This window comes from Tessaracoccus sp. MC1627, assembly GCF_014164725.1.
Lineage (GTDB): Bacteria > Actinomycetota > Actinomycetes > Propionibacteriales > Propionibacteriaceae > Arachnia.
This window is the reverse complement of sequence record NZ_JACJGA010000007.1, coordinates 35,084-47,577: the sequence shown is the minus strand read 5'-3', so window position 1 is coordinate 47,577 and position 12,494 is coordinate 35,084. Positions and strand designations below refer to the sequence as shown.

Annotated in this window: 8 protein-coding genes; 7 read left to right on the top strand and 1 reads right to left on the bottom strand. The window is 71.5% G+C overall.

The window, feature by feature from the left end:
• Window positions 1-124 precede the first annotated feature (124 nt).
• Window positions 125-1,243 (top strand): glycoside hydrolase family 32 protein, encoded by a 1,119-nt coding sequence (locus tag H5399_RS13795; RefSeq protein WP_182783638.1) that lies wholly within the window; start codon window positions 125-127, stop codon window positions 1,241-1,243.
• Between the two features lie 3 nt (window positions 1,244-1,246).
• On the opposite strand, the gene H5399_RS13790 is transcribed toward H5399_RS13795, so the two are convergent.
• Entirely contained in the window at window positions 1,247-1,690 is a 444-nt protein-coding gene (locus H5399_RS13790; RefSeq protein ID WP_182783636.1) for a VOC family protein, read from the bottom strand.
• An 83-nt stretch (window positions 1,691-1,773) separates the two neighbouring features.
• Between H5399_RS13790 and gndA the strand changes: the two genes are divergently transcribed.
• The 6 genes from gndA to H5399_RS13760 all read left to right on the top strand — a co-directional run bounded on the left by gndA (window position 1,774) and on the right by H5399_RS13760 (window position 12,482).
• Window positions 1,774-3,228, top strand: a complete 1,455-nt coding sequence (gene gndA / locus H5399_RS13785; protein ID WP_370585791.1) for an NADP-dependent phosphogluconate dehydrogenase — start codon at window positions 1,774-1,776, stop codon at window positions 3,226-3,228.
• Window positions 3,229-3,368: 140 nt separating this feature from the next.
• A complete protein-coding gene (locus H5399_RS13780) occupies window positions 3,369-4,364 on the top strand; it encodes a hypothetical protein (RefSeq protein ID WP_182783633.1) in 996 nt (331 codons plus the stop codon).
• The gene (locus H5399_RS13775) at window positions 4,361-8,923 is read left to right on the top strand and encodes an ATP-dependent helicase (protein WP_182783631.1); all 4,563 of its coding nucleotides are present in this window, start codon (window positions 4,361-4,363) and stop codon (window positions 8,921-8,923) included. The genes H5399_RS13780 and H5399_RS13775 overlap by 4 nt, the downstream gene beginning before the upstream one ends.
• Entirely contained in the window at window positions 8,916-9,761 is an 846-nt protein-coding gene (locus tag H5399_RS18615; protein ID WP_182783629.1) for an Fpg/Nei family DNA glycosylase, read from the top strand. Before H5399_RS13775 ends, H5399_RS18615 begins: the two co-directional genes overlap by 8 nt.
• Window positions 9,762-9,833: 72 nt before the next feature.
• Entirely contained in the window at window positions 9,834-10,853 is a 1,020-nt protein-coding gene (locus H5399_RS13765; protein WP_220491018.1) for a LacI family DNA-binding transcriptional regulator, read from the top strand.
• A 135-nt stretch (window positions 10,854-10,988) separates the two neighbouring features.
• Window positions 10,989-12,482, top strand: a complete 1,494-nt coding sequence (locus H5399_RS13760; RefSeq protein WP_182783627.1) for an alpha-N-arabinofuranosidase — start codon at window positions 10,989-10,991, stop codon at window positions 12,480-12,482.
• Window positions 12,483-12,494 lie beyond the last annotated feature (12 nt).

Genomic DNA, 12,494 nt, shown 5'->3' with positions numbered 1-12,494 from the left:
ACCGGGCAAGCCCAGCCGAGGATCAGGACAGCAACGAGAAGCCGCCTTTGTCTAGGGTTTGTTCAATGTTGGTGAAGGTGACTTTTTGCCACCCGGACCGGCTGGTTCGCCCTAGGCTCGCGGCATGAGGCTGCACTACCGCTCCCCCCACGGCTGGCTCAACGACCCCCACGGCGTCATCCACCGCCCGGACGGCTGCCACCTGTTCCACCAGCACTCACCCTCCACCGCCGAATGGGACAAGGCCATCCACTGGGGCCACGCCGTCGGCGAGGACCTGTTCAGCCTCCGCTACGTGGGCTCCGCGTTGGAGCCGGGCGACGGCGACGAGGGGATCTGGACCGGCTGCATCGTCGAGGACGAGCGCGGGCTGATCGCCTACTACACCTCGGCCCGTGAGCCCGTCCTCGGGCTGGCAGCCATCAGGACCGCCCGCCCCGTCGACCAAGGCCTGCGCACCTGGGCGAAGGGGCCCGTCGTCGCGACGCCGCCGGAGGGGCTCGGGATCAGGGACTACCGCGACCCCTTCGTCCTGCGCGACGGAGACCTCTGGCGGATGCTGGTGGGCTCTGACTCCGGCTCGGGCCACGCGATGATGCACGGCTATGTCTCCCACGACGGCGAGACGTGGACCTACGACGGCGTCGCGCTCAGCCGTCACAAGAATGAGACCGACGGCGCCTGGATGGGTGCGCTGTGGGAGTGCCCCCAGGTGTTCGAGGTGGACGGGACGTGGGTGATGCTCACCTCGGTCTGGGAGGACGGCACCCTGCACTACGCCGGGTACGCCCTCGGCGATTTCACCAGCGGCCGGTTCGTAGCCCTCAACTGGGGTCGGCTGACCCACGGCACCTACTACGCCCCCACCGTCTTCCGCGACGCCGACGGCCGCCCGTGCGTGATGGCGTGGATCCGCGAGGTGCGCGGAGACGGCTGGGCCGGCTGCCTCTCGCTGCCGTACGTGATGAGCGTCGTCGACGACACGCTGATTGTCACGCCCCACCCGGACCTGGACCGCCATGCCCCTCAGGGCTCGAGCGAACGCTTCACGTGGCTACCCGAGGGGCTGCTGGAGCCGGCCGACGGTGTGCGCCTGGAGGTGGTCGATCAGGAACTACGCCTGACCACGCCCGCGCTGACCGCGAGCATGCCGCACGACGGCCGCGCCGTCGAGGTGGTGCTGGATGATGAGGTCATCGAGGTGATCGGCGGGCTGGGACTGCTCGGGGGCCCGACGCGCTGAGCCCTACTCGACGTGGCCGGCGGCCAGCAGCCTGCGCAGCTCGATGCGACGCATCGTGAGGAGCTCCTTCATCACATGCGGGCCCCAGTCCGGGTCCGCCATCAGCGTGGGCAGTTCCGCGGGCAGGATCTGCCACGAGATGCCGAACTGGTCACGAAGCCATCCGCAGGCCTGCTGCTCCCCCGCCTCGCCGATGAGCGCGTCGGAGAAGGTGTCGATCTGCTCCTGGGTGTCGCAGGGCACCTGGAACGAGATCGCCTCGCTGGGCGCGACCCGGGCGCCGTTCATGGCCGTGAAGTGGCAGCCTAGAACCGTGAACTCCACCACGAGGGCGGACCCGTCCGGCCCACGGTGGATCTGCGGGGCAGCGCCGCCGAAGACCTCGACGTAGCGGGCGGCCGCCTGCTCCGCCTCGGTGGCGAACCAGAGTGTGGTCGTTAGGCGCATGGCGGATCCAATCGCTGGTGGGCCGGGACGTCCTCCGATCCTGCCAGATAGGCTCGTCGGGAACCTGACTTCCTGACGAAGGGATCGATATGACTGAGGCGCAGCCGGCCAACATCGGCGTGATCGGGATGGCGGTGATGGGCTCGAATCTCGCGCGGAACCTGGCCCGCAACGGCCACCGCGTGGCGGTGTACAACCGCACCACCTCCAAGACCGATGCCGTGATCGCCGAGCACGGTCACGAGGGCGACTTCCGCCCGTCCGCCGAGCTGGAGGACTTCGTCGCCTCCCTGGAGCGGCCCCGCCGGATCATCATCATGGTCAAGGCGGGCGCGGGCACGGACGCCACGATCGACTCCCTCCTCCCGCTTCTGGAGGACGGCGACATCGTCGTCGACGGCGGCAACGCGTTCTTCGAGGACACGAGGCGCCGCGAGGAGAAGCTGCGCGGGCTGGGTCTGCACTTCGTGGGCGCGGGCATCTCCGGCGGCGAGGTGGGGGCGCTCGAGGGTCCCTCGATCATGCCGGGCGGCTCCCCGGAGTCCTATGCGGCGCTGGGTCCCATCCTGGAGTCGATCTCGGCGAAGGTCGACGGCGAGCCCTGCTGCACCTACATCGGCAGCGACGGCGCGGGCCATTTCGTCAAGATGGTGCACAACGGCATCGAGTACGCCGACATGCAGTTCATCGGCGAGGCCTACGAGCTACTCAAGGCGCTCGGCCTCAGCCACGAGGAGATGGCGGACACGTTCGCCACCTGGAACGACGGGGACCTGGACTCCTACCTGATCGAGATCACCTCGGAGGTGCTGCGCAAGGTTGATGACTCCACGGGCCGTCCCCTGGTGGAGGTCATCGTCGACGCCGCCGGCATGAAGGGCACTGGCACCTGGACGGTGCAGTCGGCGCTCACCCTCGGCACGCCGGTCAACACCATCGCCGAGTCGGTGTTCGCCCGGGCCATCTCGTCGTCGCCCGAGCTGCGACGGGCGGCGCAGGCCGCGCTGCACGGCCCGGCCGGCACCATCGGGGTCGACGACCGCGCCGCCTTCGTCGAACAGATCCGCCAGGCGCTGTGGGCGAGCAAGGTGGTCGCCTACGCCCAGGGGCTCGACGAGATCCGCATGGCCGCCGAGGAGTACGGCTGGGAGATCAACGTGGGCGAGGTGGCCAAGATCTGGCGGGGCGGCTGCATCATCCGCGCCAAGCTGCTGGAGCGGATCCGCTCCGAGTACGCGGCCGGCCGGCTCGCCACGCTGCTGGAGGCGCCCTCGGTCGCGGCGGGGCTGGCGGAGGCGCAGGACGCGTGGCGCACCGTGGTCGCGGAGGCGGTCCGGGCGGGTGTCCCCGTGCCCGGGTTCTCGTCGGCGCTGGCCCACTACGACCAGGCCCGGGCGCCGCGCCTCAACGCCGCCCTCACGCAGGGCCTGCGCGACTACTTCGGCGCCCACACCTACCGACGGGTGGATCGCGAGGGATCGTTCCACGTCAACTGGTCCACCGACGGTGCGGAGGTGGAGGCCACCGACGCCCACTGAGCTGCCAGTGTGAGTCCTGTGGGGGTAGTCACCCGCAGGACTCACACCCGATCGCAGGGGTGTTGTCCGTTGTGCCCGAGGTGTTGTCCGTGACCTGAGATTCGCTTCCCTCCGAAGCCCTCCGGTTCAACACTGACGGGATGCGACCCCGCCAGAGCATCCCGCCCTCGATCATCCAGCTCGCTGCGCACCAAGCCGGCGTCCTTTCGGCTGCTCAACTCACGGCCGCAGGAGTCAGCGACGACGTCCGGCGGCGCCTCCGGCGAGAATGGACAACCATCGCCCCCAAGCTCTACCTCATCCACTCACCCACCTGGGAATCGGCCGCCTGGGCGGGCCTCCTTCGAGGAGGCGCATCAGCCGTCATCAGCGGAGCCGGCGCCGCTTACCTGCACAAGTTCCTGAGGGATCCTCCGGCCTCACTCACGGTGTGGACGGACAGGCAGCGGGGCGCACTGCAGGTGGCGAAGTGGCGCGTCGACTTCCGACGCGGCCCACGGGCCGGCAGGGGCACCCCGCCTCGGACTGCCGCAGAGGCGGCCCTGTGGGATCTCGCCGACGAGAGCGACGAGACCACCACCGTCGCCGCCTTCGCATCCGCCCTCGCCAACCGACGCACCACTGCCGAACGCCTGCAGACCTCCCTGAGGCAGCGGCGTTCGACGGGGCACCTCCCCGTTCTCACCCAACTCCTCACCCATGCGAACACCGGCATCGAGAGCGCCCTCGAGTGGAGATTTCACGCCCGAGTGCTGGAGCCTCACCGCCTCGCCACACCCCGACGGCAGGCGAGCACACACGTGGGACGGGTGGATGGCATCTACGACGATGAGGGGATCATCGTCGAGCTTGACGGGATGCGCGATCACACCGACTGGTCGAAGGACATGTGGCGCGACAACGAGCACGCGCTGCAACTCGGCGCGGTCACCCTCCGCTACGGCTGGTGGGCCGTGGAACTGACCCCCTGCGCGGTGGCCACCCAACTCGCCTCCGCACTGTCCGCGCACGGATGGAAGGGCGCCATGACGCGGTGCCCCGGGTGTCCGGAGGAGACCAGTGTGAGTCCTGAGGGTGAGTTCCCCCCGGAGACCCTCACTCAGCCGTCGGAGGGCGGTGGCAGACTCTACGCATGAGCGAATCCGCCGTCTTCTCCGCGCCCACGCGCGGCTGGTTCGACGGTGTCTTCGAGGCCCCGACGGCGGTGCAGGCCGAAGCCTGGGCCACGATCGCGCGCGGGGATCACGCCCTGGTCGTCGCCCCGACGGGGTCCGGCAAGACGCTCGCGGCGTTCCTGTGGGCGCTGGACCGGCTCGCCGCGCACCCCCGCACTCCGGGCACCACCGTCGTTTACGTGTCGCCGCTCAAGGCGCTGGGCGTGGACATCGAGCGCAACCTCCGCGCACCGCTCACCGGCATCCGGCTCACGGCCGAACGGCTCGGCGTCCCGCTGGCGGACGTCACGGTGGGGGTGCGCAGCGGAGACACGACGTCACGGGAGCGAGCCGCCCTGGTGCGCCGACCCCCGGACATCCTCATCACCACGCCCGAATCGCTGTACCTCATGCTCACCAGTTCGGCGCGCGCAACCCTGACCGGGGTGGAGACGGTGATCGTCGACGAGATCCACGCCGTGGCCGGCACCAAGCGCGGCAGCCACCTCGCGCTCAGCCTGGAGCGGTTGGACGCCCTGGTGGGCCACGACGTGCAGCGGGTGGCGCTGTCCGCGACGGTCCGCCCCATCGAGCGGGTGGCCGCCTTCCTGGGCGGCGACCGCCAGGTCACCGTCGTGGCTCCCCCATCCCACAAGGAGTGGGACGTCTCCGTCCGGCTCCCCGTGCCAGACATCACGGACCCCGGCCCGCCCCCCGGTGCGGAGGCGCCGGTGGACCCCCTGCTGCGCGGCGCGGGCACGGACACTCTCACCGTCGACGGACCGGCGGGGGCCTCGCTGTGGCCCCACATCGAGCAGGAGGTGTACGGCAGCGTCATGCAGGGCCGCTCCACGCTGGTGTTCACCAACTCCCGCCGCGTGGCCGAACGCCTCACCGGCCGCCTCAACGAGCTGTGGGCCGCCGAGCACGCACCCGACACGCTCCCCCCGCCCCCGGACCGCCCGCCGGCGCAGGTGATGGCACCGGTGGACACCGTCCGAGGCGCGCCGACCGTCATCGCGCGAGCCCACCACGGGTCCGTGAGCAAGGAGGCGCGCGCCGAGATCGAGGCTGCACTCAAGTCCGGGGAGCTGCGTTGCGTGGTGGCCACCAGCTCCCTGGAGCTCGGCATCGACATGGGCGCGGTGGACCGCGTCATCCAGGTGGGCGCCCCGCCGTCGGTGGCCAGCGCGTTGCAACGCATCGGGCGCGCCGGGCACGTCGTGGGGGCGGTCTCGACGGGGGACGTCTATCCCCTGCACCGCGGCGACCTCGCCCCAGCAGTGGTCACCACCGAGCGGATGCTGGCCGGCGAGATCGAGGAGCTCCGCGTGCCGAGGCACCCTCTGGACGTGCTGGCCCAGCAGACGGTCGCGGCGGCCGCGGCCGCCGGCGATGCGGGTCTCGAGGTGGACGCCTGGTTCGCGACGGTCACCCGGGCCCACCCCTACGCGGGCCTGGACCGCGCGCTGCTGGACTCGGTCGTCGAACTCCTGACCGGCGCCTACCCGTCGGCAGATTTCGGGGAGCTGCGGGCCAGGCTGATCCTCGGGGACGACGGGCGGCTCTACCCACGCCCGGGCGCGCTGCGCCTGGCCGCCACCTCGGGCGGCACCATCCCGGACCGCGGCATGTTCGGCGTCTTCCTCGCCACCGACGAGCAGGGGTCGCGGCGCGTCGGCGAGCTGGACGAGGAGATGGTCTACGAGTCGCGAGTGGGCGACGTGTTCACCCTCGGCGCCTCGGCCTGGCAGATCCAGGAGATCACCCGGGATCAGGTTCGAGTCATCCCGGCGCCCGGCCGCACCGGCCGGCTCCCGTTCTGGCGCGGCGACGACGAGGGGCGCCCGGCCGAGCTCGGGCGCCAGATCGGCCGCCTGACCAGGGAGATCTCCCGCAACCCCGCCCGCCTGGACTCCCCGCAGCTGGACGCCAACGTCCAGTCCAACCTCGCCACCTATGTCGCGGAGCAGCGGGCCGCCACCGGCACACTCCCGGACGACGCGACCGTCGTGATCGAACGCTTCCGCGACGAGCTGGGCGATTGGCGCGTGGTGGTGCACTCCCCCCTCGGCCGGCGGCTGCTGGGCGCGTGGGCCCTGGTGATGGCCGAGTCGCTGTCGCGGGCGGCAGGCGTGGAGGTGCAGCCCGTGGTCTCGGACGACGGCGTGGTGCTGCGGCTGCCGGATTGCGATGCGGTGGACCGGCTGCCCGAGCTGCTGGTGGTGGATCCCGACGAGGTGACCGGGATCGTCACGTCCCAGGTGGGCGGCACCGCGCTGTTCGCCGGGCGCTTCCGGGAGTGCGCGGCCCGGGCCCTGTTGCTGCCCCGGCGCACACCCGGGCGGCGCGCGCCGCTGTGGCAGCAGCGCCAACGGGCCGCGCACCTGCTGGAGGTGGCCCGCCACCACCCCCGGTTTCCCATCATCATCGAGACCGTCCGCGAGGTCACCCAGGACGTCTACGACCTCCCCGGGCTCGTGGACCTCATGCGCGGCCTCCGCTCCGGGGGCGTCCGGCTGGTGGAGGTGGCCACGGAGCAGCCCAGCCCCTTCGCCGCGACACTCCTGTTCCGCTACACCGGCGCCTTCATGTACGACGGCGACGCCCCGCTGGCCGAGCGGCGCGCCGCGATGCTCTCGATGGATCCGGAGTTGTTGGCGGCGGCGCTCGGCACGTTGGATCTGCGGGAGCTGCTGGATCCGGACATCGTGGAGCAGGTGGTGGCCGAGCTCCAGCACACCGCGCCGCAGCGCCGGGCCGCGACGCCGGACGACCTGGCCGAACTCCCCCGCCTCCTCGGGCCCATCCCGCTGACCGATCTGGCGTGCCGCACCACGGTCCCGGATCTCGACGACGCGCTGGCCTCGCTGGGCGGCCGCGTGGCCGTCGTGCGGCTCGCCGGCGCGCCGCACCTGGTGGCCCCCTCGGACCTGGGGCTGCTGCGCGACGCGCTGGGCATCCCCGTGCCGCACGGCCACAGCGTGCCGCCCACCGAGGGCCGCGATCCCCTCACCCAGCTGGTGGCCCGCTTCGCCCGGACCCACGGCCCGTTCACCGCCCACGACGCCGCGGCCGCGTTCGGTCTCGGACCTTCGACGGTGGCGCTGGTGCTGGATCGTGAGGCCGCGGCCCGCCGCCTCACCACCGGCCGCTTCACGCCGGGCGTCCTCGAGCCGGAGTACGTGGACACCGAGGTCCTTCGCCGCCTGCGCGGCCGCAGCCTCGCCGCAGCCAGGCGCGAGCTGCAGCCCGTGTCGCAGAGCGCCTACGCGCGCTTCCTGGCAGGTAGCCATCAGCTGACGGACCGCCCCCCGTCGAGCCCGGACGAGGTGCTCCTGGCGCTGCAACGCCTGGCAGGCGCGGTCCTCCCGGCCAGCGCCTGGGAGACCCAGGTGCTCCCCGCACGGGTCGCGGAATACTCCCCCGCGCACCTCGACGCGCTGCTGGCCGAGTCCGAGGTGGTGGTCCGGGTGCGCGGCTCGGCCGGCCCCCAGGACCCGCTCGTCGCGCTCGTGCCGGCCACGGATCTGGACCTGCTCGGTCCCTTCGAGGGCGCCCCGTCTGCGGAGTCGCTGGCTGTCGCGGCCGCCCTGGCCGACGGTGACGGCACCTTCCCCACCCTCCACCTCGCGCTCGGGGGGTCGACCGCGGAGCTGGCGGACGCGCTCTGGCGCGCCGCGGAGGAGGGAGCCATCGCCCCGGCATCCATGTCTCCGGTCCGCGCCCGGATCGGCGGGAGCTCCAGGGCGGCCCATCGTGCGGCACGCCCCTCCCCCCGCCGTCGGGCCAGGCTGCCGCGTCCGTCGCGCGCCCTGCTCATGGGTGGCGGCACGCTCACCCCGCCGTCGGCCGCCGGCCGCTGGTACCGCGTCCGGGATCCCCTCCTGGCGGCCCCCGAGGCGGCCATCGCTGTGGCGTCGGCCTGGTTGGAGCGGCACGGCGTGGTGACCCGGGGCGGGGTCACCGCCGATGGCACCCCCGGTGGCTTCGCGGCGGCCTACCGCCTCCTCTCCGAGCTGGAGACGGCCGGCACAGTGATGCGCGGCTACGTGGTGGAAGGGCTGGGTGGTGCTCAGTTCTCCACCCGCGAGGTCATCGAGCAGGTGCGCAGTTTCGCTGATTCGCCCGACGCCGGCCAGTGGCCGTCGGGAGCCGGGCACCCGGCGCCGGTGGTACTGGCCGCACTCGATCCGGCCAATCCCTACGGCAGCATCCTCCCGTGGCCCGAGCATCCCAGCGCACGAGTGGCCCGCGCGGCGGGCGCGCTCGTGGTGCTGGCCGACGGCCTGTGCCTGGCGCACCTCACCCGCGGCGGGCGGACGCTTACGCTCTTCGGCGACCCCGCCGCGCGCGAGGAGCGGGCGGCCCTGGTCACCCGCGCGCTCCTGCAGGCCATCGCGGAGGGGCGCATGGAGCGTCTCCGGATCGAGGAGATCGACGGCGAGCGCGTGGGTGCCTCGGGTCTGGAGCCCGCCATGCGGGCCGCCGGCGGGCGGATATCCCCGAAGGGCCTCACGCTGGAGGCCGGGCGTGCCTGAGGGCGATTCCGTCTGGCGGCTCTCCGAGCGGCTCCAGCCCCTCGTCGGGCGCACCATCGAGGACAGCCAGTTCCGGGTCCCACAGCTGGCCACAGCCACCCTCAGTGGATCGACGATCACCCGCGTGTGGCCGCACGGCAAGCACCTCTTCTGGCGCTGCGACGAGCGCATCCTGCACACCCACCTGCGGATGGACGGCACCTGGCGGATCCACCCCGTGGGCACCCGATGGGGGTTGCCCGCGCACACCGCCCGGGTGGTGCTGCGGGTGAGCGGCGGCATCGAGCTGGTCGGACATTCGCTCGGCCTGGTGGAGCTGTGGCCCGAGGGCGAATTCCAGGCGCGGATGGGGCATCTCGGCCCGGATCCACTGGCAGAGGACTGGCTGACCGCCGGCCGCTGGGCACCCACCGGCCGCGACGAGGCCGTGCGGCGGTTGGCGGCCCACCCGGAGCGCACCGTGGGCGAGGCGCTCCTGGATCAGCGGGTCCTGGCCGGGGTGGGCAACGAGTACCGCGCTGAGCTGTGCTTCCTCCTGGGCGTGCACCCCGCCACGCCGGTGGGCGCGACGGACGCCTCGGCCGTCGTGAACCTGGCGGGACGCGTCATGCGCGGCAACCTCACCAGCCCCGTGCGGACCTTCACCGGCGACCACCGGCCGGGGCAGACAAGCTTCGTCTTCGGACGGAAGGGCCGGCCCTGCCGACGGTGTGGCGCGGCCATCCTGGGCGGAGCCCTCGGCGGGGCCACCACCGTGGCGGATCCGAGGGCCGGTCAGGAGCGGGTCATCTGGTGGTGCCCCGCCTGTCAGCCGTTGCTCGAGGCCGCCGGGATGTGACCACCCCACCTGCCATTTCAACGATGAATGTGGGAGGATCGACACAGAGGATTTCACCGAGAGGAGTCACGGGTGGCAGCCACCATGCAGGACGTCGCCAAACTGGCGGGCGTCTCCGCCAAGACGGTGTCCAACGTGGTCAATCACCACCCGCACGTGGCGGCCGCAACAAAGGCCCGCGTGCAGGCCGCCATCGACAAGCTCGGCTACGAGCTCAACATCACCGCGCGCAACCTGCGCAAGGGCAGCACGGGGCTCGTCGGGCTGGCACTTCCCGAGCTGAAGCTGCCCTACTTCGCGGAGCTGGCCGATTCGGTCATCGTCGAGGCGGAGAAGGTGGGCCTGCGGGTGCTCATCGAGCAGACCAACAGCGACCGCGACCGCGAGATCGACGTGCTGCACGGCCAGCGCAGGTTCATGACCGACGGCCTGATCTTCTCCCCCCTGGCGCTCGGCCAGGACGACATCCACCTGTTCCAGGTGGACTTCCCCCTCGTCCTGCTGGGCGAGCGGGTGTTCGGCTCGACCAACGACCACATCACGATGAGCAACGTGGAGGCCGCCAAGGCCGCCACGCAGCACCTGCTCCAGAGCGGGCGGCGGCGGATCGCCGTCGTGGGGACCCATCCGGGCGAGAAGGTGGGCTCAGGCCCCCTCCGCGAGCAGGGATTCCGGGCGGCGATGGCGCAGGCGGGCGTCCCCGTCGACGAGAGGCTCCTGTGCCCCGCGGAGCTGTGGCATCGCAACACTGGCGCACAGGCCATGGAGGCCCTCATCGCCTCCGGTGAACCGTTCGACGCCGTGTTCGCCCTCAACGATGCGATGGCCATGGGTGTGCTGCACAGCTTGAGCTCGCATCGGATCGACGTGCCGGGAGACGTGGCCGTGATCGGCTTCGATGACATCGAAGACGCCGCCTACACTCGCCCCACCCTCAGCTCGGTGGCCCCCGGGCGGACCCAGATCGCCCGGACGGCCGTGGAGCTGCTGCAGAAGCGCATCACCGAAGCGCATGCCCCGCTGGACCAACGCAGTCCGATTCAGCGGATCTACGCAGACTACGAGCTCGTCCTGCGCGACTCGTCGCGCTGACCACCCACCCTGCACGGCGTCGTCGTTCATCGATGGCGACGGTGGGGGCAGCCATGCCTCTTGACCTCGCCGCCGGGCCGTGACATGATCGGTTACATCGATGAAATCTCGACCGGCGAAGGAGCCCGTCCAGCCATGTCAATTGCCCGACTCGTCATCAACCCCGCCTTCACCGTGGGGCCTGTCCGCCGCCGGACCTTCGGCTCCTTCGTGGAGCACCTGGGCCGCTGCGTCTACACCGGCATCTACGAACCCGGCCACCCCTCCGCTGACGAGGACGGCTTCCGCACCGACGTACTCGACGTGGTGAAGGAACTCGGCGTCTCCAGCGTCCGCTATCCCGGTGGGAACTTCGTCTCCGGGTACCGCTGGGAGGACGGCGTCGGCCCCGTCGACGAGCGCCCCGCACGCCTGGACCTGGCCTGGCACTCCACGGACCCCAACACCTTCGGCACCGACGAGTTCATGACCTGGGCCGCGAAGGCCGGCATCGAGCCGATGATGGCGGTCAACCTCGGCACCCGCGGCGTGCAGGAGGCGCTGGACCTCCTGGAGTACTGCAACGTGCCCGGCGGTTCGCACTTCGCCGACCAGCGCCGGGCCAACGGCGCCGAGGATCCCTACCGCGTGAAGATGTGGTGCCTCGGCAACGAGATGGACGGCCCCTGGCAGATCGGCCACAAGACCGCCGAGGAGTACGGGCGCCTCGCCACTGAGACGGCCCGCGCCATGCGCATGATCGACCCGGGCCTCGAACTGGTGGCCTGTGGCTCGTCCGGCCGCTCGATGCCCACGTTCGGCGAATGGGAACGCACCGTGCTGACCGAGGCCTACGACTACGTCGACATGGTCTCCGCCCACGCCTACTACTGGGAGCAGGGCAACCTTCAGGAGTTCCTCGTCAGCGCCGAGGACATGGACCGGTTCATCGCCTCCGTCGCGGCGACCGCGGACGCCGTCGCCACCGCCCGCAAGAGCGAGAAGGTGATCGGCATCTCCTTCGACGAATGGAACGTCTGGTACCAGGACCGCACTCCGTCGAAGCCCCCCACCGGCGACGACTGGCCGGTGGCCCCTCGGCTGCTCGAGGACAACTACAGCGTCGCCGACGCCGTCGTGGTGGGCAACCTGCTGATCTCACTCCTGCGTCACACGGACCGTGTGTGGTCCGCCAGCCAGGCCCAGCTCGTCAACGTCATCGCCCCGATCATGGCCGAGCCGGAGGGACCGGTCTGGAAGCAGACCATCTTCCACCCCTTCGCGCTCACCTCGAAGTTCGCCCAGGGCGACGTGTTGCGCGTCATCATCGACGGCCCCACCATCCACAGCGAGCAGTTCGGCGACGTGCAGGCCGTCGACGCCGTCGCGACCTGGACCGACACAGACGGCGCGCTGTTCCTCGTCAACCGACACGAGACCGACACCATCGCCATCTCCTGCGAGGTGCCCGAGGGGCTCACGCTCACCGAGGCGGTGGCGCTGCACCACAGCGACCCGCTCTGGCAGGCCAGCCCCGAGGACGACACCACCGTCGCCCCGCGCGCCCTCGAGACCGCCGCCCTCACCGGCACCACCCTCACCCTCGACCTGCCCCCCACCTCGTGGGCCATGGTCCGCCTGGCCCGCTGAGAGGAGCCACCC